This window comes from Anaeromassilibacillus senegalensis, assembly GCF_001261775.1.
Lineage (GTDB): Bacteria > Bacillota > Clostridia > Oscillospirales > Acutalibacteraceae > Anaeromassilibacillus > Anaeromassilibacillus senegalensis.
In genome coordinates this window covers 25377-49477 of record NZ_LN868535.1, presented here as the reverse complement: position 1 = coordinate 49477, position 24101 = coordinate 25377, and the positions used below count along the sequence as shown (strand labels likewise).

The following is a 24101-nucleotide window of genomic DNA, read 5'->3' as shown; positions in this document are numbered from 1 at the left end:
TGCCAGGCGGTATTTTTATGCCCATTTTTAACAGAAAGGAGATGTTTTCATTCGATAGCGTAGGGAGTGAGCGCTCGTCCTGGGCAGGACGTTAAAAGGCCCTTTTTCATACATAGATGTATCCCCTGGCAGCGTACAGGGCGGTGCGATAAAGGAGACAATTATGAGAGTTAAAAACCACAAATTTCAGGATCTGACCCGCCGTTGGGATGATGGTGGAACCGCCGACATGAGCGAAGCGATTTCCGCGACGAGTGAAAGTGTTTCTCCAGATGAAGCGCAGGCTACGGAAAAGAATGCTGCGCAGAACTACGATGATCTTTTAAAGACAGATAAAACGCTGCAATCCTGGCTGGATAGCCGGGTCAGCAAAGCTTCCCAGACAGCGGTTCAAAACGCCCTGGAAAAGGAGCGTCTGCTGGCAGATGAAAAAGCTTCGGAAGCGGAGAAGCTGGCGGCTATGTCGGAAAGAGAGAAGCAGGAATATCTGCTAAAAAAGGCAAAGGATGAAATTGCGCAGCTAAAAGCGGAAGTGAACACGCGTCAGCTGAAAGATCAGGCGTTGCGGATTGCCGAGGAAAAGAAGGTACCTATTCCGTTGGCAGAGCTGCTATCGTTTGAACATCTTAAAGCGGAAGAGGTGGCAGAGCGAATTGACAGCATTAAGACCGTTTATGATCAGGCAGTAGCCGCAGGGATTTCGCAGGCGCTTTCCGGAGCGGGAACACCGCAGGGCGGATCCGCAGAGAAATCGTTTACGTATTCCATGGACCAGATCAGAAGCATGTCACCGGATGAGATTAACAAGAACTGGGATGCAATAAAGGCATCCCTGGGAAATGGCTAAACAGAAAGGATAATGAATTATGGCAGTAACGACTTTTATTCCTACCGTATGGAGCGCCCGTCTGCTGGCGCACTTGGACACGGCTCACATCTATGCAAATCTCCTGAATCGAGATTACGAAGGTGAAATCAAAGGTTACGGCTCCACGGTGAAGATCAATCAGGTTGGCGAAATCACCGTGAAGGACTATACCAGAAACAGCGATATGGACGCGCCGGAGGAGCTTTCTACGGCGGACCAGACACTGATCATCGACCAGGCCAAGTATTTCAATTTCCAGGTGGACGATGTGGACAAGGCGCAGGTACGAGCATCGCTCATGGATACCGCAATGCAGAGGGCGGCTTATGCCCTTAGTGATGTATCCGACAAGTATGCGGCGGACCTGCTGGCGAAAGGCGCTACAAATAAAATCGGAACTACGGCGTCACCGATTGGATTGACTGCAAACAATGCCTATGAACAGCTTGTAGACATGAAGAACATGCTGGACAAAAAGAATGTTCCGACGGCTGGCCGTTGGGTTGTGGTTCCTCCGGAATTTGAGGGACTGATGTTGCTTGACCAGCGGTTTGTCGGCACGGGTGGCGTGAAGGCGGAGGCTACGCTCGTCAACGGCGCGGTTGCACAGGCCGCCGGATTCACAATCTACAAATCCAACAATGTACCTGTTGCGTCGGATAAATACAGCATTCTGGCGGGCTACAACGGTGCGGCAACTTATGCGGAGCAAATCGTGGAAACTGAGGCTTACCGCATGGAAAAACGCTTTGCGGATGCGGTAAAGGGCCTGCATGTATACGGTGCAAAGGTAACGCGTCCGGAGACGCTGGTGTTGTTGACGGCTACTTTTGGCGGCAGTCTAATGAGCTAAAATGGATAGTTGTGTTTACGCTTCTCTTGAAGCGCAGCTTCCTGATGTTCCATTTGAGCAGTTGGAAGCCCTTGTAGCGGATGCAGAAGCGGTTGTCAAACAGATGACGCGCCGGAATGATGTATCTGCTTATGAGGCAGGAGTCCGGGCGGTGGCGGTGTTGCTATACAACCGTATCGGACGAGAAGGAGAGACCGCGCATAGCTCTGGCGGAGTATCCGTGAGCTATGAAGAGCTGCCGATGGCAGTACGTCATCTGTTGCCGCAACCGTTGGCGTCAATCGCAGGAAAGAGGTTTGAACGTAATGTGGAGACCGAACCCGCGAAATAGCTGCAAAGTAATTGTAAGGTCTGTTGTTCCAGATCTCAATGGAAATACAGATGACTATGGACATCCGGTGTTGACGTCTCAAGACACCACAGTCACAGCTGAAAAGTACCCCTATTCGGATCCCGTTGAGAGGCAGGCGATAGGAATTACAGCGGAGGAAGCGTATACTGTGATCTTCTCCGCGCCTGTGCCTGTGCCAGATGCACAGATTATCATAGAGGGCAATCTCTATCGGATCGTCTCCATTGCGCCATATGAGCCGGTACAGCTTGTTGTGGCAAGCACTGGCAGGAGGGCAGACAATGAATGACATGGACAAATTGATTACCCTGCTGCAGGCGCAGAAAATGAGGGTGCAGACAGCGGCCAGCATGGGCATATTTAAAGCCGGGTTGCTGGTAGAAGGCGATGCAAAGCGCTTGTGTCCGGTTGATACTGGCAGGTTGCGCAGCAGTATCACCACAGAAAAACGTATGGATGGAGATAAACCAGTAGCGTCTGTCGGAACTAATGTTGAATATGGGCCCTATGTTGAGCTTGGCACCGGGCAGAGCGGGGAGCCGTCGGTGGATCATCGTGTTGACTGGGCAGGACAGCCACCCAAACCATTTATGCGGCCGGCCATGCATGCCAATCGGGATAATATAGCCCAGGTTGTAGCAAGTGAAGTCAGGAAGGTGTTGAAATAGTGTATTACAAGAATGCAATAGACGAATGTGTTCAAGTGGAAGACATTTATCAAATAGACATTGTTCCTGACATTGTCACCATAGGGAAAAGCGCGATTCCCAATTTACAGACGGGCTGGTTCTCGAAGCAAACCACCTATCCAGCGGCTGTATTTTACCTTCTGGGCTCTCTGGTGCGGAATTACATATCTAATACGGCACAGACGGTAAATTTCACGTATTACTTTGAGGTCAGGGCGTTCACAGAGCCGGAAAGGGACAATTTAGCCCGTAACCTTTGCAGCGTATTATCAACCATTTATGAATCCCGCAGGACGCAATACGACGACAGTTTTGAGTCTGCGACGGGTACGTACATAAAACGAATTACCTTTACTTTTACAGTTAAATTAGGAGTGTGATATTTATGGCAAGTACGCCTTTAACCGTTAACGTAACGCCAATTCTGGGTGTTTCTGACCTGGTTCTGTTCCCCGTAACGGAAGACACAAAAACGACGCTTACCACGGATGATGCGAATCTGATCGACTTGTCCGAATGTGTGGTGTCCAAAGCTTATGCGCCGGAAATGGCGGAAGGAGACTTCTACAGCTCTAACAAAAAGCAGAAGTCCGTGAAATCCAATAAAGGCGGTACGGTCACTTATGTGATCCCGTCTATTACTCCCACATTGAAAGAACGCGTCCTGGGAGCAAAGAAAAACACAGCGGGTGCGACGGTGCAGGGATCGAACGACGTATCCCCGGAATACATCTGTGCGCACCGCGTCAAATTGACCGATGACATTTATATCCTGGAGAAGTACGCAAAAGTCGTATTTGCGACGCCCTCTGAAAACGCGGAGACGGAAAACGAAAGCGTCAACTATCAGACGGCGGAGCTGGTCGGAACCATCGTGCCGCTGAACTACGAAGTTCCGTTTACCGGAGGCAACAAAAACGGCAGTTTCTTGTTCAGTGTCCAAAGCGACGACGAGAAGTTTGCCACTTTGGCGACTACATGGTTTACGAAGGGAACAGCGGGAATTACAACGACTGGTCAAGTGTCTTAATGAAAAAGGCGGGATAACTCCCGCCTTAATTTTATGGAGGAATCAATGAAGCTGCAGAGTTTAAGAAAAAATTGTCATACCATCACGATAGATGAAAAGCCAATGACCTTACGGATGGATCTGAACGCACTCGATTATCTGGAACGAACCTGCGGCGGCATTGAGCAGGCGGCGAACGCGCAGGATATTAAGACGCAAAAGCATTTTATCCGCGCGTTCCTGCTCTGCAATTACCCAGAGAACGCAGAGGTTTTCAACAGAGATGACCTGAACGGTTTAAAACCATCCCTGTATCAGGTGGGACAATGGTTTGATCCGGACACCATCGCGGCGGTATCATTGGAACTGTATACACTGGCGTTGGAACAGATGGAAGTTCCGGAGGGTGAGAATAGCCTGGGGGAACAGATGAAGGAGACGGTGGTGGCTGCGATTGGTGCGCTCTTGAAGTTATGTGGACAGCCGAACTTGGACGAAGCCCTGAAAGTTTTTGGCTATCGACGCCAGGAGAAATCCTGATGCGAATCAACCGGTACGTCTCTCTAAAGTATGGCACGGGCAAAAAGTACAAGGGAAAAGAAGTAGCAATTGGTGGACGGCGTTATGTCCAATATGATAACCTAGCAGACCTGAAAAATGATTTTCCTAGCGTGGGGTGATTAAATGGCGGATAATGTAATTGGGCGCACTACGATTGAAATTGTAGGCGATACATCACGATATAACAGCAGCATCGACGCGGCGGTGCAAAGAACGGCTCTGATGCAGGCCAGACAGCGGGCCCTCACGCAGGAGCTGGAACAAAACCAGCGGAAATTGGACGTGTCGTCCCGTGGGCTAGCCAGCAACACCAGCGCAAGAGAACGCAATGCGGCCGCCATACAGCGCGCAATTGCGCAGTACGGCCAGGAGTCCACGCAGGTACAGCGGCTACTGCAGACCAAAGCATCGCTAGAGCGGACGACCGCTCAACTGACACAACGGATCGAGGCATTCCGTAGCCGCGAACAGGCGCTAAACTCACAGTTGACTAGCGTCAATCAGGCGCTGGCGCAGCAGGCTGCTAATAATGGCCGTATCACGTCGTCAAGCAATGCCGCGTCATCGTCTCTCAGTACCATGTCACAGCGGTTGGGATCTATGATGTCAATGCTCAAAAGCATGCTTGCCATGCGTGCGACGCGGTCATTTTTGGAGGCGACCATTGGCGGTCTATCTCAATTCGAGCAGTACGAAACCTCTTTTGCGGTCATGCTGGGAAATATGCAGTCCGCAAAGGATCTAATGTCTGACTTGCAGGACTTTGCGGCAAAAACACCGTATCAGTTACCTGATGTGACCAAAGCCGCGCAGCTCTTGATGAACTACGGCGTCGAGGCTAAAGACCTGATTACCACAATGACCCATTTGGGAGACTTATCCCAAGGGCAGGCGGACAAGCTGGACCGTATCTCTCTTGCCTATGGCCAGATGCTGGCAAAGGGGAAAGTTACCGGAGAAGAACTCCGGCAGATGACCGAAGCAGGCGTACCGTTAACGCAGGCATTGGCGGATAATATGGGGATTGCAACGTCGGAGTTGATGGGATTTATCGAAAAGGGCCAGGTGGGCATTCCGGAGCTAGACTCAGCGATTGAAGGATTGACCACGGGAACTGGAAAGTTTGCCGGTATGATGGAACAGCAGTCGCAGACATTGGCCGGCCAGTGGAGTACCTTGAAAGACAACATGGGGGCATTTGCGCGCGAGATTGGCGAAGAGGCTTTTGCAGAAACTAAATCAGCATTGGCAGGAATATCACAAGAGTTTGCAGAACTCAAAAAGTCTGGAGAGCTATCTGCCCTAGCCAAACAGTGGGGAGCTGTGTTTGGTGGGATTACTAAGGTGGTGTTAGGAACCACGGAAGCACTAGTTAAACATAAAGAGATGTTGGGAGCGTTAGTTGTAGCCTATGGTGCCTGGAAGGTGGCGCAGGAAATTAATGCGGCTTTTATGCTCAAGAATAAATTAGTCACAGAAGGTGCAACCGTCGCTCAGGCAGCATTTAATGCAACTTTGAGCGTCAATCCACTGGTCCTGCTTGCAGGTGCGTTGGCTGTCGTAGTGGGCGGGATGCTGGTATTTGCACAGGCAGCGGATGAAAGTACTAGGAAATTGCGAGAGAGCCAGGAACAGCTGCAAAATTTAAATGATGAGGTCGCGAATATTGAAACATCGGGAATAGAAGATGCCTCAAGCCGATTAGGCGAATTGGAAATGGTATCAAAGCAGCTTGTCCCGGAAATGCAAAAGATTGACGAAACTGTAGAGGATGTAGCTACACGGAAAAAGCTACTGGCCAGCCGAGTTGAAGAACTAAATCAGGTGCTAGGATATGAAGCTGCAAGCATTGATAATATAACAGGCCATCTGAAAATGAATACGGACGAAATCTACAAAAATGTAGAAGCATTAAAGGCTCAAGCAAAAGCGGAAGCGACCAAAGCCAAAATGTCCGACTATTATACGCAACAAATAAAGGCGCAGGAAGAAATTATAAGCGATAACGAAAAAATAGAGGAACTGAAAGTTGAACGCGAAAAACTAGAGCAGGCAAAAGTGGATTATCTAAAAAAATACGGCGAAATAGATCCTACAGCAGATGTATTTACAAACCAAATTGATGCTATTGACAGCCAGATAAAGAATTTCACCGAAGACATAGATACACAAAATGATATAATAGATGCAGCAGGGGATGGCATTAACAAACTTTCCGGGATGCTCGATGAGTATTCCGCCGCAGCCGGAGACGCGCAGGAAGCCACGGAGGGCGTCAACAGCAGCCTGATGGACACAGACGCGCTTATGGAAAGCCTGGAGGGTAGCGAAAAACGCCTTAAAACGCTGGCTTCGGCCCAAAAAGAGGCAGTGGACGGTGGTAAACTGTCAATCAGCACGATTAGGGCGCTTGGCGAAAGTTATTCAGAGCTTATGCCATATCTAAATGATTATATGGCAGGAATCATTGACGAAAAAGAACTTATTGAGCAGTTTCCGGCGCTATACCGAGAAGAGTCCGCACAGTATAGTGCCACCATGATGCAAAAGTATAAGGATAACGAGGACTTTTTTCGCACGCTGAAAAACAAAAATAGCGAGCTGTTTAGAAACCTAGAACAAGAATATCGCGGGGATCGTGGTAACTGGTCTACTCTAGCACAGGCCAAAGGCGACATCGAGCAGAACTTGATCACGCAGCTGTCTAAAAAATGGCAGGAGTATTACAGTGCCGTCGGAGGAAACGCCGCGAAGACGGTTGAGGCGATGGAACAGCAGCTCGCGCAGCTCAACGAGAGGGGTGCTGGGCCCAAACGTAATGCGTCGCATTGGACAACTTGGGAAGTTGAAAGAGAGCGCAAAAAGATTCAAGGCATGATTGACTTAATGAAACCACTCACCGACCTCGAGGGTGCCTTTGAGCTTAATGTCGAAGATGTAGACTTTAGCGCAACTGAAAAAAAGAAAAAAGAAAGCGCTAAAAAAGAAAAAACGTGGCAAGAAAAGCTCTATGACGAGCTGAAATATAAGCGCGAAATGGAGTTTATTAGTGAACAGGAGTATATAGACGAGCTGGTCAAAATCCGTGACAGCTATTATGGAATTGACGAGGATAATTTCCGCAAATACGCACAGGAAATTTACAAGTTAGAAAATAAGATGAAGAACGACACAAAGAGCGCCTTGCGGAGCGCATTTGAGGACCAGATAGGTCTGGCAAAGGATTATTACGCCAAACAGAAAGAACTAGTAGAGGAACAGTCCGAAGCGGAAATCAAAGCGATCAATGACAGCTATGATAAACGCCTAAATATTATAAAAGAGGAATATGAGGCCGAAAAAGACCGTGTAGATGGAATTATATCAGAGCTACAGCGGGAAATTGACGCAAGAAAGCGTGCCCGAGACGAAGAAAAACTTAACGATGATCTAGCTTTTGCGCAGACAAAAATCCAGAATTTGCAAACGCAAATACAATACGCCCGCACTCCGGAGGAAAGGGCAGAATTAGAGAAAGAGCTCAAACGTCAGCAAGAAGAGTTAAAGGATTTAACTGTAAAAAAGGAAGTTAATGAATTAGAAGCTGAAAAACGAGTACATCAAGAACGCCTCAAAAATCTTGAGGAAGAATACAAAGAAGATGAAAAACGGCTTGAGAAAAAACGCAAAAAGTCCCTGGCCGTCGCAGAGGAGGCCAGGGACCAGGCACTCAAAGTGCTAGAAGATTCTTTTAAATCCTTTGAGGCAGGACTGTATCAGGTGTACGGTTATGTTAATCAGGAGACTTTGTCCATTGGGAAGAGATTTGCAGATGCCACTAATTCAGCATTAGGTAACGGTTTTCAAACCGTTAAAACACAGGCGCAAGCAACCATTGATGCAATGGTTGCCAAGGTGCAGGATGCTGTAGCCCGCCTGGAAAGCTCCATAGAACGATCAAAACGCTCATACCGGAGCGGTACGGCTGTAGCATATAGCAGCAGCGATAATCGTAGCATGCTTGTGACAAACAACATTTCCCGTGGTCTTACTGAGGGCCAGGTAGCCAGACTAATGGACCGGCAAGCGGAACGATTGCTGTATGGGAGAAGGTAAGTATTACCACCAATAACCCTCACGCATACCTCTCAAGGCCGAATAATTTTGTATTCCTTCGTAATTGACATCAATATTATCTCTAGCTATTATCCAATGGAGTTCACTTATAGGCGATTCGTCGTACTGTTTCCATTCGGCATCATAACCTCCTCGATTAACGAAATTTGCAAAACCAAAGAGTTGATGCTCTACTAAATCTAATTGTAAAGCCGGGTATTCATAATAGTAGTTATAATATTCGCCAATTAGCTTCTTACCTGGTGCTGCTGCCTCAGCAGTAGTGGCGATTAGCTCCATATGTTCTTTTAATTTTTTATAGTAGGTGGCTCTTTGCTCATCTGTATATTTTATGTTATCTATTGGTCCTTGCAAATCCGAAAGTGAACATTCAAATTTAATACTGTAATCATATGCATAGTATTTGCTTGAATTTTCTCTGATGACTATGTTAAAGTTTAGAGTTCCTAAATTTGTTTCTAAGGTGTTAAATTTTGAAAGACGTTCCCAAAGCTCAGTTCCCGAATTAGCTGGCTCAACATATACAATTGAAGGTTTGTTCATTTTGTTGGCGGTTGTAATTTTTTTAGGTTGAGGTTGTCCTATAGTAATTACACAGTGTTTAACAGGATTTTGTCCCGGCAAAGTGGTATAAATGGCAGAGGCTTCACCTGGCTTACCGACAGCAAAGACTTGAAAGCGGTATTCATCCTCTCCGTTAACATTTTTCATTTTCTTACAGTTACCAGTTTTCAATATGCTGCCGTTTCCTGCTGCTATCTTCGGGTCTTCATGTGTCCCATGCACAGTGAATTTAAACCAGTAGTAATCTCCCTGGGGTTTTGTGAAGTCTGCGGTAGTATCACTTTCTACATAAGGCTGCGTAGCAGCGGAGGCCATCGGAAGGCCGCATAGTAATAACGCAACGCAAAGAAATAGCGCCATAATTCTTTTCTTTTTCATAAAATTTACCTCCTAGTTAGTTCGTAATTTGTTTATATTATAAGATGCAACAGCAATTTCCGCAAGAGAAAAAGATTAAATTATCCAAAATATCTTGTTTGTTGATTGTGGAGGTGTTACGGTATTATTAGCAAATGCCATTTTATATAGTCTCACCCTGTAACCTGTAAAAGGTGAGTGGATTGAAATCGCCTTTTCCTCCGGAGTGCGAGCATACTGGATTGTCTCACCCTGTAAGGGGTGAGTGGATCAAATGCTGAGAAAACGGATTGACAACAAAAAGAAAGGAGGCTATAATAAACACGTAAGGTGCTACCAGTAGACGGTTGCCCCTCGTAATTAGCTAAAGAATTAGCCGCTTACTTTGTTGGGGTAGGGCGGCTATTTCTTTTTCGTGTGAGTTGCAACAGTCCAAACGAACGTCGCAATACCCAGGAGTACACTGCAAAGCTGAAATAGCTCTGAATATGTAATCATGGCCTCACCCCCTCTCGTGGAGGGGAAAAGAAACGATCCCCTCCAGGAATGGAGGGGCAACCGCCCAGCGTCTTGATAACACCTTACAGAAAATATAATACCACAATAGCCAAACATTGACAAGAACCGCACTCCGTTTTGGGGCGCGGTTTTTTCATGCCCAAAATCAGGAGGTGAAGCATGGAACAAGTAACTTATGTATCCGATAATGGATTGATCATTGTCTTTGATGAGGTTGGTCCGTATCTTTTGTCCAGTATTGATACGATGGGCGTCGGAAGCACCGAGGACAGCGATATGTCCATTGGCGGGATCTATAATACTTACGCGACCGGATACGATCAGCGCAGCGTGCCAATAGAGGTTGCGATTCTGGGTGGTGACAAGCGGGGCTGGTTTGATCTGGGAAACTTGCAGCAAATGAAACAAAAATTGGCTAATACAATTGACCTGAATTATCAGGGCACGCTGACTTATGAGAATGATACCGGCGCGTATTCCTTGCGAGGACGCTTTTTGGAGATCCCCGCCGGCTTTGACAGAATCGGTAGCTACGAGAAGTTCAGCCTGACCTTCCAATCTACGGAGAATCCAAAATGGAAAGAACGCAGTGATCGAGTCGTTCGCATGGGTGCGGTTTTAGGCGGTCTGTCCTTCCCCCTGGTGATCGACCCAACTTTCACTTTCGGCACCTATACAACAGAGTTTGCCGTCATTAATGATACTTACGACAATTTACCCGTGCGCATCGTCGTAATGGGAACGGCTGAAAGTGTTACTATAACCAATCAGACGACCGGACAATTCATGCAGTTTAACCGCGCAATCACCTCCGCGCAACAGCTGGAAGTGGACACGGAGCGCGGAACAGCGGTGATCAACTCCGCCATTACCGGACAGCTCATCGAGAATGCCAGCCACTACCTAACGCTGGACAGCGATTATTGGTATTTACAGCGCGGCCGCAATGTCATCAACCTGGACGGCGGCGGACAAACGACAAAGCCGTTGGGATACATGTTCTGGCGGAAACAGTTTGGAGGCGTCTGATGGATATACGTGTATTTAGTCCGATAACCGGCAGCCAAACGTTGGAGGAAGGCCAGCTGGGAAAGATTGTTCCGCAATCGCTTTCGTGGACAGAAAACCTCTATGAGCCGGGTTCCTGGTCTATGTCGCTGTCCGCCTTTGATGCTTATGCCAGCGCGTTGCAGCAAGGGAATCTCATCAGCGTGCGCGGCAACAACGTCTACCTATGGGGGATTATCCGTGGCCTTGACGATGAGCGCACCGCGACCGCCGCACCGATTGGCCGCAGTGGAGACGACCTGAAAGGATACCTCAAGCAGCGCGTTTGTTTGTATCCGTCATCGGGAAGCGATTTGAAAGGATATGACACGGTATCCGGCAGCACGGAAACCGTAATGAAGCACTATGTAATCAATAATATCGTTTCCCCGGCCAATACCAAACGCGCAATTCCCGGTTTTACCGTTGCCGCCGATCAGGGCAGAGGCATTGCGGATGACAAGTACATGGCACGGTTTAACCGGCTCGACGAACTGTTACAGGAGGTCGGTGCGGCCCAGGAGCTTGGATATAAGGTGGATGTGGATATATCTGCTGGGAACATGGTATTTGATGTGGTTATGGGTACAGACCGTACAGCCGGACAATCAGACCGACCGCGTATCATTTTGGATGTGGACTTGCGGACTGCTCTGGACAGTCACTTCGTCAGCGACGTGGAGAACTACCGCAATGCGTTTTACACAACGAAGAGCGGTGCACGCTCCGAGGCTGAGGAGACGACGCTGCTGGTCTGCCGGGAAAATGACGCGGAACCGGAAGGCCGCGAACGATATGAGACGCAAATTAATGTGAATGTAGATGATACAGCGTCGGACGTCGTCGGGGAAATGCAGAACCTTGCCCGCAAAGAAGCAACAAATTTCGAGAAAGACGACACCTTCACAGTTGAGCTAAACAGCAGCTTCGTTTACAACAAAGATTTCTATTTAGGTGATTTTGTGACGATCCGCGATAGAGTCCTTAACCAGTATGCGGATGTTCAGCTTATCAGTGTTACGCACGAATGGCAGGGGAAAGGTTATGGGATAACGGGAACCTTTGGAAAGCCCAGGAAGACCAATTTGCAACTATTGGAGCGACAAATACGGACAGGGGGAAAATAAATGGCTTTAGGTGAAAAATCATTCTTTTGGGATAAACCAGCCGGGACGCTTACGGAAGATGAGCTGGCCTATTACCAGTATGCGGCGCAGGATCTGGCAAGCTTTTTTGAATGCTTGTACACGACAGGCATTGCGCCGCAAATGGCGATTACAAGCCCGGATGATAACCCGGAAGATTATATTGGATCGAGTTTAGCAGTTACGGCGGGCTCCGGGCTGCAGGTTGTTGTCTCGCCTGGTGTGGCCATGATCAAGGGTAGGGGATATATTGCGAGCTTGCCAGTGACGTTACAAGTTGCAGCTGGTAAAACAACCGATATTGTTCTACGGATGGATTTGGGAAGCGAGAAACCAGAGATTTATGTTGCTGCAAAGCAGCGTGCAGCGAATGCATCTCTTGAAAGCAACATTTCTCATGAGTCTTTAAATTACGAGGTTGCGCTCGCTACAATCGTAATTCCCAGTGATTCTACGGCGATTACGCAGTCGATGATTACAGATCAACGGTTAAATACAACTGTGCATCCAACCGATGGGAAACCCATCGCAGGCTTAATGAAGAGTATTCCTAACGCTGATACGAAGGGAATATGGGAAGACTACAAAGAATTGCAAGCACAGTATGTAACGGTATTTGATAGAACAAATAATAACTTTGTTATGACTTCAGACGCGCAACTGCAGCGTTTTCAAACGGAGTTTTATAATTGGTTTGAAACAGCGAAAAGTGTCATTAGCGAAGATGCAGCAGGCCGACTATTAAACTTAATAAACGGTAAAGCAGATAAGAGTACGACGGAATCTGCCACGCTGAGGGCTTCTTCATGGACTGGAACGGCGGTGCCATATACGTATACTTTAAATATTTCTGGAGTAACGGCAACCAGCAATCAGGATCTGATTCCAGGTGCCACCATTACGGCGGAAGAACTTGAAGCATACCAAGAGGCCAATTTACAGGATGGAGGACAGTCGGCGGGAACTATTACCCTTAAAGCATGGGGGGAGAAACCAACGGTAAGTATACCGGTACGCGTCATTCTGAGGGGGGATACATAGTGGCAACCATTATAGGTGGAGATGAGGGTTCGGGCGGATTCCCAAAGGGATGGAAAGAAAAATGCACAGGAACTGCGAAAGAAAGTATTACAAAAAATAGTGCGATAGCGGCGGTGCCCCATATAGATTTAGAAACGGGAACTTTAAAGAATCTCTCTTTTTCTGAAAATCCAACTCCAGTAGTAAATTACATGCTGTTTTCTTCTGATGGAAAATATTTGGCGTGTGGAGGTTTTGCAGATTCAAATTTAGACGTTTATAAAAGATTTGGAGACACTTTTACAAAACTCATAGGGCCGGTTGATAGAGTCGACAGTTTAATGAACAGCATGTCAATTTCTTTGAATGGATTGTACGTGGCCGCAGGATTTCTTGTTCAACCATTTATAACCATTTATAAAAGAATAGAAGATACCTATGTAAATTTAACAGATGCAGTAAACATTTCAGCTAGTGTAGTAGATTTGTGTTTTTCTTCTGATGGAAATTATTTAGCATGTATAACCACGACCGCACTCTATGTATATAAACGGTCAGGAGACAATTTTACAGAGCTTTATTTTCCATACGAGAGACTGCAAAATGCACATCGAATAAGTATTACCGCAGATGGAACATATATAGCAATTGGAAGTTCTAAAAAAGCAAGTTTATATATTTATAAACGCTCTAAAGACACACTTACGAAACTTACGGAGTTGTCCGTATTAGTAGAAGGTGATATAGAAAGTTTATCATTTTCTTCAGATGGAATTTATTTAGCGGTTGGAATTAAACAAAAACCTTATTTAATTATCTACAAAAGATCCAATGATACTTTCACAAAACTTGCGGAATCATCGGTAGAATTAATTGCAGAAGATATTTCATTAAAATCTGTTGTTTTTTCCTCAGATGGGCTTTATTTATTACTTGTACCCGAAGAGACTATAACGTTGTATATCTATAAAAGGTCAGGAGACATTTTTACATTGCTAAATAGAAAATTTCGTGATTATGCTCGTATAACATGTGCTTGCTTTTCACCAGAAAATGATATTGTGTATATGACATCAACTCTATTAAATAAAATAATAGGATTAAGTTCGAGATTGTATGATGTTTACAATGCTGAAAATTATATAAAACCTGGTACATGGGATCCTTCAACAAAATTAGGAGTAGCGGTTGAAAGTGCATCTGCGGGGAGTTCTTGTAAAATCAATCTATTTCCGGAAGTAAATGGAGGATAGCATGCAAACTTTAAGGAAGCTATATCCTAACAGCGGTCAGTTCTTTACTCTGGAAAGCAATTATATCTCTATCGTTTATTCTAGCAATGTTAAGGTAATTATTGGGCGAGGGGAGGGTTCACAGTGTCAACAGTTATAAAAGGACGTGCGGGTGCGGGTGGTTTTCCACGTGGCTGGAAAGATAAACAAGTTGGAGTTGCCAAGGAGGATATAACAAAAGATAAAGCTATAGCAGCGATTCCCACGCTGGATTGGGGTGGCGATATAGTGGATTATTTGGATATTCCGAATTCACCTGATGCGCAAGTATATGTTGTATCATGCTTAACAGGCGAATATATTGCGGTGAGATATGAGGCTGCACCATATCTTAAAGTCTACAAACGATCAGGACAAACTATAACTGAACTGTCAATATCGGTAGATCTATCAAGTGGGATTCCGGCAATATGTTTCTCCCCTGATGGCACTTATTTGGCTGTGTCAAGGGAAAACGATATTGTTATATATAAACGATCAGGTGATGCCTTTACAGAATTATCAACACCAACATTAAAAGCTCCGGATCAAGCCATTTCAATGTCATTTTCCCCCAATGCAAATTATCTTGCTGCTGGATTTATGTTTGCGCATTCGGTAAAAATATACAAACGATCAGGCGATAATTTTACCGAATTATCCAATGCAATAACTATATCCGATGATATTTACAGCGTTGGATTTTCTCCAGATGGAATTTATTTAGCCGTGGGGATAAGTAACACCCTGCTAATGTTTAAAAGGTCTGGAGACGTATTTAATCAAATAAACACGGTTGATGCCTCAGACGGAACACCTCAAAGTTTGTGTTTTTCTCCGGACGGAACATACCTTGCATCCGGTGGGGATAAATGCTTAGAAGTCTACAAGCGCATAGACGATACGTTTACAAAACTGTCTAGTATCATTCTTGCTCCGTCTGCGTCAATTTTTAGTGTGAATTTTTCTCCAGATGGAAACTACCTTGCCGCAGGACACTCGAGAAGTCCATTTTTAACTGTATGTAAACGAGACGGAGATACTTTTGTTCGCCTTAATACGCCGATGATAGCAGAAAGTAACGTTTATGCTGTTTGTTTTTCATTAGACGGAAAATATCTTTATGTTGGAAAACTTAACGAGCCATACTTTGTAGCCTACAGCGTTAAATTTTATTGTGTATATAACGCTAATGGGTACATAAAACTGGGAAATTGGGAATCCGATGCAAAACTAGGTATCGCTTTGGAAAATGCAGAAACAGATGCAAAGCTTAAAATCAACTTGTTCCCAGCGGTTAATACCAGTAACCCGTAATAAGGAGATGTAAATTGTGAAATTGACATTTGCAGACCAATCTCAATTGAATATGATGGGGAATCGTGAAGAACGACAAAGCTATAAAGGCGTATACCGTGATGGTGTACGCTTTATTTTTGATGCAAGCATCTATACGGATACGCAACTACGTGAAATCTTCACAAATCCTGAAAAAACGCAGACCATGACAATCGACGAAGCCGAAAAGTCCCTGAACGGCTATACGATGTTTGTGCGGTCGATTTACGAAGACGCTAAGATCAGCGTTACTATGGTAAAAATGGAAAGTGTCCGTGAAGTACAACTCCTGCAGGAAACGGAAACGCAGGCACGTGCAATTGCGGAAGTGATTGGAGACGCATCTGGCGATCTACTTGCCACAGCCCGCGCAAAGCGCACACAGATTGAAGCAGCATCCACAAAGCTGACGGACAAAGAGGCAACAGACTGTATCTGGATGTTCCCGGAGTGGATTCCGGAGGCCCACGAATACACTGCCGGCGACCGGGTACAACACAATAGCCTTCTCTATCGCTGTCTGACAGACCATACATCACAGGAGAGCTGGATCCCGGACGTTTCTCCGTCCCTTTGGGTGCGCATCGACGATCCAGCGGTTGAGTGGCCGGAGTGGAGACAGCCCGCCGGGAGCACGGATGCATATCCTCTGGGAGCAAAGGTCAGCCACGGCGGAAAACGGTGGACAAGCGATGTTGACGCGAACATCTGGGAGCCGCCAACTCAATGGACGGAGGTAGTCGAATGACGGTTATCCAAAGGATGATTCCGGTCAGCAAGCATAAAATTAAGTGTCCATATACGATGACGCCAACTCGCGTGGTCATCCACAATACCGCCAACGATGCGAGCGCTGAAAACGAAGTCGCGTATATGTCACATAACAATGCGGAGACCTCCTTTCACTATGCGGTTGATGACAAGGAGATCATACAGGCGATACCCGAAAACCGAAATGCCTGGCACGCTGGCGACGGGAATGGAACAGGAAACAGGGAAGGAATCGCAATTGAAATATGCTACTCAAAGAGTGGTGGAGCGTGGTTTGAAGCAGCCGAACAGAACGCAGCCGAACTGACCGCATCGATTATGGCACGGTATGGCTGGGAGCTGGACCGGGTGACAAAGCACCAGGACTACTCTGGCAAGTATTGTCCGCATCGGACGCTAGACCTGGGATGGGACAGATTTAAAAAGATGGTTGATATGGCTTTGCACAAAGTGATTTCCGACACCACGCAGGATATTTCTCTGGCGCGTGGGAACAGCTACCATGTCAAATTGACAAGCTTTGCAAAACCATCGTTTACAGTGGGAAATGGCAGTGTTATGAAAACCTTTACTGGTCGGCAATCGGGGAACGAATACATATTTGGAATAACAGCGACAGGTAAATGCGGAGAAAGTACAGGCGTATATACGAATGATGAAAAGCTATTTTCGGTGACGATCATATAAGGGGGACAAGCTATGGAATGGCAGATGGTCTGTGTGATAATCGCCCTGGTAGGCCTTGTAGGTGCGATCGTGGGGCCAATTGTGAAGCTGAATACCAACATTACGAAGCTGACGGTCACGCTGCAAAACGTAGAAGTGCGGATGGAACGGCAGGAAGAAAGCGGACATGAGGCACGCAAACGCCTCTGGGATAAAAATGAAGAACAGGACAAAGTAATAGCGGACCATGGACGGGAACTGTCCGATCATGAAGGCCGTATATCTCGCCTGGAAAAGCCATAAGGAGGGCTATCGAATGGAAGCAATCGTATTATTTCTGACACTTGCAGTCACTGTTGAAGGAATCGTTGAATATGTAAAGACCATTATCAATGGCGAGCGAAAAGCCGCTGTTATCCAGATCGGCGCGTTGGTTGCGGCCGTCGCCCTGTGCATTCTGTCCGGGGCTGACATTTACGCCGCACTAGGTGCAACTTTCACTGTGCCCTATGTCGGATGTATCCTGACAGGCATCTTCGCCAGCCGTGGAGCAAATTATGCCAGTGATATTTTGGGGAAGCTGCAAGGTGTAAACATTGGGAAATATGCGGCATAACCGCAAGAAGGTGAATACGTGCAAACAATATATTTTGAAGTTCATAAGAACAGTCTGTCCATATCAAAGACGATTTCCACCATTACATCCGGAAATGTAAACTACATAGAATTGCATTTTACATTTGACAGCGATTGGATGTCGCTATCTAAAACGGCCTTGTTTTTTAACACAGATCGGGCCGAACAACAGCAAGTGTTGCTCACTGGCGACACCTGTATGATTCCACATGAATTAACCCAGCTGCCAGGCGATGTGGCCTTTGGCCTGGTTGGCATTGCCGGGGACACACGGGCAACCACGAATATCTATACAATAAAAATTAAACAGGGCGCATACATAGAGGGAGAAACACCACCTCCCCCATCGGTTGATATTTACCAGCAAATCGTAAATAAAATGCAAGCAGTGCTCGATGGCACAAGCACTGCTGCTGCAACAGCGACAGAAAAAGCACAGGAAGCAGAAACATCCAGAACCGCTGCGGAAACCGCCGCTGCACAAGCAGAAGCAGACCGGGAAGCCGTTGGACAAGTAAAGATCGACGTTGCAACCATTGCCGGCCAAGTTCGGGAAGATACACAGTCCGTTGCAGCAGATAAAGCAAATGTATCTGCGTTGACTCAAATTGTCCAGGAATCAGCGGATAAAGTAAACCGTGATTTGTCGGCCGTTCAGCAAGCAGCAGCAGATACAGAAGCCAATGCGCGGGAAGCACAGGCTGCGCAAGCTTCCGCTATAGCGTCAAAAGCGGCTGCGGAAACTGCCGCTGTACAGGTTGAGAAAAACAAAGAGGCTGTCAGTCAGATTCAAACTGAAGTAATGACGCTAGCTGAACAGGCGCAAAAGGATGCACAGACCGCATTAAAGAGCAAACAGGACGCCCAAACCGCTGCTACAACGGCAGCTGCAAGCAAAACAGCGGCCAAAGACAGTGAGAGTAGCGCGGTCAGTAGTGCATCCAGCGCGTTGCAGGCAAAACAAACCGTTGACACTCTCGCACAGCAGGCTGCGGAGTATGCCCAAACCGCCCAAACAGAAGCGGAGAAGGCAACTGCTGAAGCGGAAAGAATTGCGGCGCTGGACACCTATAGCAGAACGGAAGCACGGATGCAATTCGCTCCGGCCATTGAAGAACGCGTGGAAGGACTAGGCACGGTACATATCACAAGTCCTGTGGCGCAGACAACGCTTCTATCGTGTTCCATGCTTGGCGACCTGACAGAAATATTGGCGGATCCATCGCAGGAAAAGAGCCCGGATAACCCCTCTACGATCTTCGGTGTTGGACAAAACGGAAGCGTACATCTGGCCATGGGATCAAAGGTTTATGAAATCCCATTGGATCAGCCGTTGTATGCCCTGCCAGATGGAAGCCGGGACGAGATCACAGCAGACGGTAATTTTATCAGCCGGGTGGGAAAAATCGTTTTAGATGGAAGCAGGAAGTGGGCAGTATATGAAATTGAAGATAAGAATTACTGTCAGGCGTATATCATCGCGATGGATGACATTGGCGGCGATAATGGAAAGTTGGACGGGGGTAAGATTTTCTGTGTCTCGAACCTCCTGCCCTGCTATGGCAAAATTCATACGGGAGGCGAACACATTACCACCTGGGAATGGTATGCCATGAAACCTGGCATGGGACGGTTGGATATTCGTGTTCTAGCCAGCCGTCTTGCATCGCCAGATGAAGCTGGTCTGCGTGCCTGGTTGGCGGAACATCCCATCACAGTCTATTATCTGCGGCAGCATCCAGTAGTGAGCGAAGTGCCATCGGTCGTTGAAGCAATAAGGGCAATTGCCACACAGGATGGGGATCTGTCTTGTACAGATCCAGTAAAACCGTATCTTGCAGTTTCTTATCCATTTGATACTAAATCCTATGTTGATCGTTTTGATGAAAATGCGTATACAAAAGCGGATGCACAGAATTTATTTTCACCATCTATTCTAGAAAATACAAGTGGACTGGGGACCATTACAATTACAGATCCGGCCGAAGGTGCGACATTTCAAGAGTTTTCTATCTGCGGCGCTACACAAGAAACGTTGCTGGACCCCACACAGTCGAAAGGCCCGATGAATCCGGCGACTTTTATCGGTGCGGGAAATACCGGAATCGTGCAGTTGGCAATGAAAGAAACTAACATCAGCATTGCGGTTCCGCAGCCGCTCCATTCGTTGCCAAACGGCGAAAGGGATGAAATTACGCAGGACGGGCGATTCATTCGGCGTGTGGGGACGCTTACGCTGAACGGTGCGTCCAGTGAGGATTGGGTAGCCATGGACATAGTGGCGGGAAGTTTGCGCTTTTATATCCGTAACGTGGTGGACTATATTGGATGGGAAAATAATCTCTGGGAAGCCAATAACTTTTTCTGCACACATTTTTCTACGATTGCGTCAACCAATACCTTAAATGGCTTGATTGGTATCGGTGCGTATATAAATAACTTTTATTTTTGGACCGGGTTTGTAGAGACGCTGGACGAATGGCGCACTTGGCTGGCGGAACACCCTGTTACGGTTTATTACCAACTTAAAAATCCGATTATAACTGTATTACCGCCGACCACGCTGGAAACGTTAAACGAAATCCAGCCCGTCGATGGGATCATGAGCAGCAGCGACAGTGTCCCACCGTATTTAAAGGCCGTCTATTGCAAAGATACACTTGCGTGTATCAATAGCCGTATGGAATTGAAAACAGATCAGGTGTGGACGTCCAGCACCGGATACCCACTGTTTCTCATAGACTGCGCGGCGGGTTTAGTCCGCAATTTCTGTGTGGAAGGAAACAGCACGTCTGTCGACGGAATCGAACAAGGGATTTCTGGCTCCTTAAATCTGGTTTCCATTGGGAAAAATCTCTTGTTTCTCAATGATCCCGGCAGGCTTGTGCGAGGAAACACGACATTTTATATCCACGAGAACGGGGCCGTCACATTTAACGGCGTCGTTTCATCTGACGGATATGCAGATTTGTATTCAGAATATTTTATCTTGCCAGCGGGAACCTATACGGCTGGCAACCGGATATTTGTGCGAAAAGACAGCCAGTATTTTACCGGAACTTTTACGTTGGAAGAACCCTCTTCGGTTCGGGCGTTTCTGCGATTCCAGCGTGGCGATACAACGGAAACCATGTTGTATCCACAATTGGAATTTGGGAAGTCAGCAACATCGTTTGAACCGTACAATGGCACACATTACATGATTCCACTTCGCGCACAGAATGGAGACGAACTACAATTTCTATCTGGCGATTCTCTCCAGACTGTTGGTGGAGTAACAACTCTGATACGTGCGGATGGAACAAAGATCTACCTGTGTCATGAGGCGCAGAAAGCGATTCAAAGCATTAAAACGTTGCACCAAATTACAACCATTTACAGTGAGGATGCATTGCCTCCACGATCAATCCGAACGGAGTATAAGCAGAACTTGCAGGCATTTATCGAACAGAACACATTGGATAATATAGAGTATCTCACCAAATTGGAAGCTAAACTGGCACAATTGCAAATTGGAGGAATAACGATATGAGAATCAAAAACACTTATGAAAACTGCAAAACACTCATTGAGGCAGGCAGAACGATGGATACCATGCTGGACATGCTTTCTCTGTTTTTAATGGTTGGGGCAATTACAAACGATCAGTATATAGAACTCACCGGAATGCTCCCGGTAAACGACTTGGAGGTTTAATATGTCTGTCGAGACTGTAAAAGCAACGATAAACGGTATTGAACATGATTTAACATATAACAACAGTAGTGGGAAATGGGAAGCTACACTCACCGCACCAGGCAAATCCTCCTATAATAAGGAGGGCCACTATTATGATGTAACAGTTACAGCCACAGATGATGCAGGTAATATGGGAACGGCTAATTCATTAAGCAGTGGTGCAGTTGGGGAAGCTTTGCGTTTAGTAGTTAAGGAACGAGTTAAGCCGACCATATCGATTACAGCCCCTGGAGCCGGCGCACTATTGACGGATAATACGCCCACGATTACTGCTCAATTGAGAGATGATGATAGTGGTATTTATCTCAGCACGTTTGCCCTGAAAATTGATAATGGTGCTTCCGTTGGCAGCACTGCAACTGGGATGACGGTAACCCCCACACCGGGTGGTTATGATATTTCTTACATTCCACAGACTGCGTTGTCAGATGGCCTACATACTATTACCTTGAATGTGTCTGACAATGATGGAAATGCATCCAGTGCGGCGACGAGAAGTATTACCATTGATACAACGCCACCAACGTTAGATGTGACAAGCCCGCAAGATAACTTTGTGACCAATAGGACTGCTTTAAGTGTATCTGGTACGACTAATGATGTAACAAGCAGTCCGGTAGTAGTCGCAATTAAGTTAAACAATACGGATCAGGAGGCTGTAACAGTAAACGCTTCTGGTGCTTGGAGTAAATCGGTTACATTGAGAGAAGGCGTCAACACAATTGTTATTACGGCGACCGACCAGGCAGGAAAGGTATCAACTGTTACACGCACAGTAACGTTAAATACCAGCGCACCGGTCATTGGCACACCCACAATTACGCCTAATCCGGTGGATGCAGGAAAAACCTATGTCATCAGCGTTTCGGTAACATGAGTGCGGCGGTGAGGGTGTGGGGACGTGCTGACCAGTACGATCTCACGTTTGAACAGACAACAAGCGGGGACTGGCAGGCGTCGGTCCCCGCTGATCTTAAAGATGGACAATATGCAGTAGAGTTGTGGGCAGAAAATGCTATTGGTGAACAGGCATATTGGACAGGCGTTCTATACATGATGGACAGCCGGATGGTATGTATTCGGCTCACAGAAGAATCATATCAGGTGATTCTTCTGCCGGAACGTTTGAATATCAATATGATGGAAAGCAGATATCATGTTGTAATAATGCAAAGGAGGTGTGTAAGTGCTGCCTGTATATAAACGAAGTTGGATACTGGGAGAAGATAAATACGTTGATTTGGAAGTACGGAGCGCACAACCTGGTGCTGTGGTTATCCCGAAAGCAGAATGGATTCTTCGGCGCAATGGGGTTACAGAAGCGGAACAAATGGGAGCTTGTGCAGTGGACGGTGCGTTTGTCAGTACCTTGGTAGAGCCTCAGCAAACGGGAACCTATACGCTGGAAATTACCTATGAAGTACCGCCAGAGACAAGAAAAGTGCGGGTGATACTGGATGTCCGTTAAAATCATTTCGGCCCAACTTGATCCACAAAGCGTATTGACTGAAGCGGGTTATCGGCTCATAATTGGTGTTGAAGCATATGGCGTTTTAATGGAGTATTTGGGGTATATACTTGCGGACTGTAACAATGCTGAATTACATACAGCCGACGGTAAAGACCACATGCTGGATTACACAGATGTTGAAATCAATGAGGCAATAGGCTGGCTTCTGGATTTGGGAGGAAACTGATATGGAAGATAGCAAAATGCGCGCTGCAGGTCCAGGTGGGATGGATAGCAATGATAGCTATGTATATACTTTAGCCTATAGTGGCGCAGAGATTGACTCAGCCATAACGGGTTGGCATACTGCTCAAGATCAGGCAAATGCGACTCCTGCTGACATTGCACAGGGTAAAAAGGCGATTACCAAAATGGGATTGGTAACGGGAACACTGGAAGCTGGAGGCGGTAATTCTATGCCAATTGTAACAACAGCAGGGTCCGGCAGTGCTTATACGGCTACAGTCGAAGGAATAACATCCCTCACGAACGGATTGACAATTACAATCATTCCGCATGTTGTAAGTACGAGCATCTCACCTACGCTTAATATCAACGGATTGGGTGCTAAAACAATTAAGCGAAGGTATAGCTATACGAACAGCAGTACAGCATCGGGTCAGTCAAGCAGCTGGCTGACCGCAAATAAAGCGCAGTTATTGCAATACGATGGAGCCTATTGGATTGCCGTTGGAACCAGTAAACCATATGGCCCGGATATGTACGGTACGGTGAGCGTATCCAATGGCGGTACGGGAAAAACCAGTTGGACGGCGAACCGGCCGATATACGCATCATCAAGTTCGGTTTTGGCACAGTCTGCCGCTCCAACAGCGGATAAGTCCCTATATGCTCAGGATAAAACCGGTGCGCCCTATTGGATGACTCCAGATAAGGTACGGACTGCGCTCCAAGTTGTAGACGTTGATACGTTAATTCTTCTATTGGATAATAAACTAGATATTAATGGAGATGCAACCAGCGTCAATGGTCTTAAATTTCAGGTGTCAGCTGCAGAGCCAACAACACTGCCTGCTAATACGGTTGCATTTGTATTTGAGGAGTGACAGT

Annotated in this window: 26 protein-coding genes; 25 read left to right on the top strand and 1 reads right to left on the bottom strand. The window is 46.6% G+C overall.

Going from position 1 to position 24101, the window contains the following annotated elements; genetic code table 11:
* Positions 1-163 precede the first annotated feature (163 nt).
* From BN2106_RS00485 to BN2106_RS00445, 9 genes are all read left to right on the top strand, one after another.
* Positions 164-847 carry a DUF4355 domain-containing protein gene (locus BN2106_RS00485; protein ID WP_050696619.1) on the top strand — a complete coding sequence of 228 codons (684 nt, stop codon included), beginning with the start codon at positions 164-166 and terminating at the stop codon, positions 845-847.
* A 19-nt stretch (positions 848-866) separates the two neighbouring features.
* Positions 867-1721: a phage capsid protein gene (locus tag BN2106_RS00480; RefSeq protein ID WP_050696618.1), complete on the top strand. Its 855-nt coding sequence runs from the start codon at positions 867-869 to the stop codon at positions 1719-1721.
* Position 1722: 1 nt separating this feature from the next.
* Positions 1723-2052 carry a phage head-tail connector protein gene (locus BN2106_RS00475; protein ID WP_050696617.1) on the top strand — a complete coding sequence of 110 codons (330 nt, stop codon included), beginning with the start codon at positions 1723-1725 and terminating at the stop codon, positions 2050-2052.
* A 70-nt stretch (positions 2053-2122) separates the two neighbouring features.
* Positions 2123-2362 carry a hypothetical protein gene (locus tag BN2106_RS16345; RefSeq protein WP_207641684.1) on the top strand — a complete coding sequence of 80 codons (240 nt, stop codon included), beginning with the start codon at positions 2123-2125 and terminating at the stop codon, positions 2360-2362.
* Positions 2355-2741: an HK97-gp10 family putative phage morphogenesis protein gene (locus tag BN2106_RS00465; RefSeq protein WP_050696615.1), complete on the top strand. Its 387-nt coding sequence runs from the start codon at positions 2355-2357 to the stop codon at positions 2739-2741. The genes BN2106_RS16345 and BN2106_RS00465 overlap by 8 nt, the downstream gene beginning before the upstream one ends.
* A complete protein-coding gene (locus BN2106_RS00460; RefSeq protein ID WP_050696614.1) occupies positions 2741-3142 on the top strand; it encodes a hypothetical protein in 402 nt (133 codons plus the stop codon). Before BN2106_RS00465 ends, BN2106_RS00460 begins: the two co-directional genes overlap by 1 nt.
* Before the next feature lie 5 nt (positions 3143-3147).
* Positions 3148-3792, top strand: a complete 645-nt coding sequence (locus tag BN2106_RS00455; protein ID WP_050696613.1) for a major tail protein — start codon at positions 3148-3150, stop codon at positions 3790-3792.
* Positions 3793-3837: 45 nt separating this feature from the next.
* A complete protein-coding gene (locus BN2106_RS00450; protein ID WP_050696612.1) occupies positions 3838-4311 on the top strand; it encodes a hypothetical protein in 474 nt (157 codons plus the stop codon).
* A 144-nt stretch (positions 4312-4455) separates the two neighbouring features.
* Positions 4456-8427, top strand: a complete 3972-nt coding sequence (locus tag BN2106_RS00445; protein ID WP_050696611.1) for a tape measure protein — start codon at positions 4456-4458, stop codon at positions 8425-8427.
* 3 nt (positions 8428-8430) lie between these two features.
* On the opposite strand, the gene BN2106_RS00440 is transcribed toward BN2106_RS00445, so the two are convergent.
* Positions 8431-9390, bottom strand: coding sequence for a hypothetical protein (locus tag BN2106_RS00440; protein ID WP_050696610.1), 960 nt, complete (start codon positions 9388-9390; stop codon positions 8431-8433).
* 657 nt (positions 9391-10047) lie between these two features.
* On the opposite strand from BN2106_RS00440, the gene BN2106_RS00435 reads away from it, so the two are divergent.
* The 16 genes from BN2106_RS00435 to BN2106_RS00370 all read left to right on the top strand — a co-directional run bounded on the left by BN2106_RS00435 (position 10048) and on the right by BN2106_RS00370 (position 24097).
* The gene (locus tag BN2106_RS00435) at positions 10048-10917 is read left to right on the top strand and encodes a phage distal tail protein (RefSeq protein WP_050696609.1); all 870 of its coding nucleotides are present in this window, start codon (positions 10048-10050) and stop codon (positions 10915-10917) included.
* The gene (locus tag BN2106_RS00430; protein WP_050696608.1) at positions 10917-12062 is read left to right on the top strand and encodes a siphovirus ReqiPepy6 Gp37-like family protein; all 1146 of its coding nucleotides are present in this window, start codon (positions 10917-10919) and stop codon (positions 12060-12062) included. Before BN2106_RS00435 ends, BN2106_RS00430 begins: the two co-directional genes overlap by 1 nt.
* Positions 12063-13121, top strand: a complete 1059-nt coding sequence (locus tag BN2106_RS00425) for a hypothetical protein (RefSeq protein ID WP_050696607.1) — start codon at positions 12063-12065, stop codon at positions 13119-13121. It begins immediately after the preceding gene.
* The gene (locus BN2106_RS15910; protein WP_154666368.1) at positions 13121-14353 is read left to right on the top strand and encodes a WD40 repeat domain-containing protein; all 1233 of its coding nucleotides are present in this window, start codon (positions 13121-13123) and stop codon (positions 14351-14353) included. Before BN2106_RS00425 ends, BN2106_RS15910 begins: the two co-directional genes overlap by 1 nt.
* Before the next feature lie 123 nt (positions 14354-14476).
* The gene (locus BN2106_RS00420; protein WP_050696606.1) at positions 14477-15688 is read left to right on the top strand and encodes a WD40 repeat domain-containing protein; all 1212 of its coding nucleotides are present in this window, start codon (positions 14477-14479) and stop codon (positions 15686-15688) included.
* Positions 15689-15704: 16 nt separating this feature from the next.
* Positions 15705-16457: a carbohydrate-binding protein gene (locus tag BN2106_RS00415; RefSeq protein ID WP_050696605.1), complete on the top strand. Its 753-nt coding sequence runs from the start codon at positions 15705-15707 to the stop codon at positions 16455-16457.
* Positions 16454-17167, top strand: a complete 714-nt coding sequence (locus BN2106_RS00410) for a peptidoglycan recognition protein family protein (protein WP_050696604.1) — start codon at positions 16454-16456, stop codon at positions 17165-17167. Before BN2106_RS00415 ends, BN2106_RS00410 begins: the two co-directional genes overlap by 4 nt.
* Positions 17168-17179: 12 nt before the next feature.
* Positions 17180-17449: a hypothetical protein gene (locus BN2106_RS00405; RefSeq protein ID WP_050696603.1), complete on the top strand. Its 270-nt coding sequence runs from the start codon at positions 17180-17182 to the stop codon at positions 17447-17449.
* A 13-nt stretch (positions 17450-17462) separates the two neighbouring features.
* Complete coding sequence (locus tag BN2106_RS00400; RefSeq protein WP_050696602.1) at positions 17463-17762, top strand: hypothetical protein; 300 nt, start codon at positions 17463-17465, stop codon at positions 17760-17762.
* Positions 17763-17780: 18 nt separating this feature from the next.
* On the top strand, positions 17781-21314 hold the full coding sequence (locus tag BN2106_RS00395; protein ID WP_050696601.1) for a hypothetical protein: 3534 nt from the start codon (positions 17781-17783) through the stop codon (positions 21312-21314).
* Positions 21311-21478 carry a hypothetical protein gene (locus tag BN2106_RS15905; RefSeq protein WP_154666367.1) on the top strand — a complete coding sequence of 56 codons (168 nt, stop codon included), beginning with the start codon at positions 21311-21313 and terminating at the stop codon, positions 21476-21478. Before BN2106_RS00395 ends, BN2106_RS15905 begins: the two co-directional genes overlap by 4 nt.
* Position 21479: 1 nt before the next feature.
* Positions 21480-22397 carry an Ig-like domain-containing protein gene (locus BN2106_RS00390; RefSeq protein WP_050696600.1) on the top strand — a complete coding sequence of 306 codons (918 nt, stop codon included), beginning with the start codon at positions 21480-21482 and terminating at the stop codon, positions 22395-22397.
* Positions 22394-22723, top strand: a complete 330-nt coding sequence (locus tag BN2106_RS16945; protein WP_050696599.1) for a PF13754 domain-containing protein — start codon at positions 22394-22396, stop codon at positions 22721-22723. Before BN2106_RS00390 ends, BN2106_RS16945 begins: the two co-directional genes overlap by 4 nt.
* The gene (locus tag BN2106_RS00380) at positions 22707-22988 is read left to right on the top strand and encodes a hypothetical protein (protein ID WP_050696598.1); all 282 of its coding nucleotides are present in this window, start codon (positions 22707-22709) and stop codon (positions 22986-22988) included. Before BN2106_RS16945 ends, BN2106_RS00380 begins: the two co-directional genes overlap by 17 nt.
* On the top strand, positions 22978-23217 hold the full coding sequence (locus BN2106_RS00375; RefSeq protein ID WP_050696597.1) for a hypothetical protein: 240 nt from the start codon (positions 22978-22980) through the stop codon (positions 23215-23217). Before BN2106_RS00380 ends, BN2106_RS00375 begins: the two co-directional genes overlap by 11 nt.
* 1 nt (position 23218) lies before the next feature.
* A complete protein-coding gene (locus tag BN2106_RS00370; RefSeq protein ID WP_050696596.1) occupies positions 23219-24097 on the top strand; it encodes a hypothetical protein in 879 nt (292 codons plus the stop codon).
* The last annotated feature ends 4 nt before the right edge of the window (positions 24098-24101 follow it).

What these genes read in the sequence shown, in the direction of transcription:
- BN2106_RS00465 (WP_050696615.1), top strand. Translation starts at nt 2,355, where the DNA reads ATGAATGACATGGACAAATTGATTACCCTGCTGCAGGCGCAGAAAATG.
- BN2106_RS00390 (WP_050696600.1), top strand. Translation starts at nt 21,480, where the DNA reads ATGTCTGTCGAGACTGTAAAAGCAACGATAAACGGTATTGAACATGAT.
- BN2106_RS00375 (WP_050696597.1), top strand. Translation starts at nt 22,978, where the DNA reads ATGTCCGTTAAAATCATTTCGGCCCAACTTGATCCACAAAGCGTATTG.
- BN2106_RS00435 (WP_050696609.1), top strand. Translation starts at nt 10,048, where the DNA reads ATGGAACAAGTAACTTATGTATCCGATAATGGATTGATCATTGTCTTT.
- BN2106_RS00405 (WP_050696603.1), top strand. Translation starts at nt 17,180, where the DNA reads ATGGAATGGCAGATGGTCTGTGTGATAATCGCCCTGGTAGGCCTTGTA.
- BN2106_RS00450 (WP_050696612.1), top strand. Translation starts at nt 3,838, where the DNA reads ATGAAGCTGCAGAGTTTAAGAAAAAATTGTCATACCATCACGATAGAT.
- BN2106_RS16945 (WP_050696599.1), top strand. Translation starts at nt 22,394, where the DNA reads ATGAGTGCGGCGGTGAGGGTGTGGGGACGTGCTGACCAGTACGATCTC.
- BN2106_RS00430 (WP_050696608.1), top strand. Translation starts at nt 10,917, where the DNA reads ATGGATATACGTGTATTTAGTCCGATAACCGGCAGCCAAACGTTGGAG.
- BN2106_RS00475 (WP_050696617.1), top strand. Translation starts at nt 1,723, where the DNA reads ATGGATAGTTGTGTTTACGCTTCTCTTGAAGCGCAGCTTCCTGATGTT.
- BN2106_RS00370 (WP_050696596.1), top strand. Translation starts at nt 23,219, where the DNA reads ATGGAAGATAGCAAAATGCGCGCTGCAGGTCCAGGTGGGATGGATAGC.
- BN2106_RS00440 (WP_050696610.1), bottom strand. Translation starts at nt 9,390, where the DNA reads ATGAAAAAGAAAAGAATTATGGCGCTATTTCTTTGCGTTGCGTTATTA.
- BN2106_RS00425 (WP_050696607.1), top strand. Translation starts at nt 12,063, where the DNA reads ATGGCTTTAGGTGAAAAATCATTCTTTTGGGATAAACCAGCCGGGACG.
- BN2106_RS00485 (WP_050696619.1), top strand. Translation starts at nt 164, where the DNA reads ATGAGAGTTAAAAACCACAAATTTCAGGATCTGACCCGCCGTTGGGAT.
- BN2106_RS15905 (WP_154666367.1), top strand. Translation starts at nt 21,311, where the DNA reads ATGAGAATCAAAAACACTTATGAAAACTGCAAAACACTCATTGAGGCA.
- BN2106_RS00400 (WP_050696602.1), top strand. Translation starts at nt 17,463, where the DNA reads ATGGAAGCAATCGTATTATTTCTGACACTTGCAGTCACTGTTGAAGGA.
- BN2106_RS00455 (WP_050696613.1), top strand. Translation starts at nt 3,148, where the DNA reads ATGGCAAGTACGCCTTTAACCGTTAACGTAACGCCAATTCTGGGTGTT.
- BN2106_RS00480 (WP_050696618.1), top strand. Translation starts at nt 867, where the DNA reads ATGGCAGTAACGACTTTTATTCCTACCGTATGGAGCGCCCGTCTGCTG.
- BN2106_RS00410 (WP_050696604.1), top strand. Translation starts at nt 16,454, where the DNA reads ATGACGGTTATCCAAAGGATGATTCCGGTCAGCAAGCATAAAATTAAG.
- BN2106_RS00445 (WP_050696611.1), top strand. Translation starts at nt 4,456, where the DNA reads ATGGCGGATAATGTAATTGGGCGCACTACGATTGAAATTGTAGGCGAT.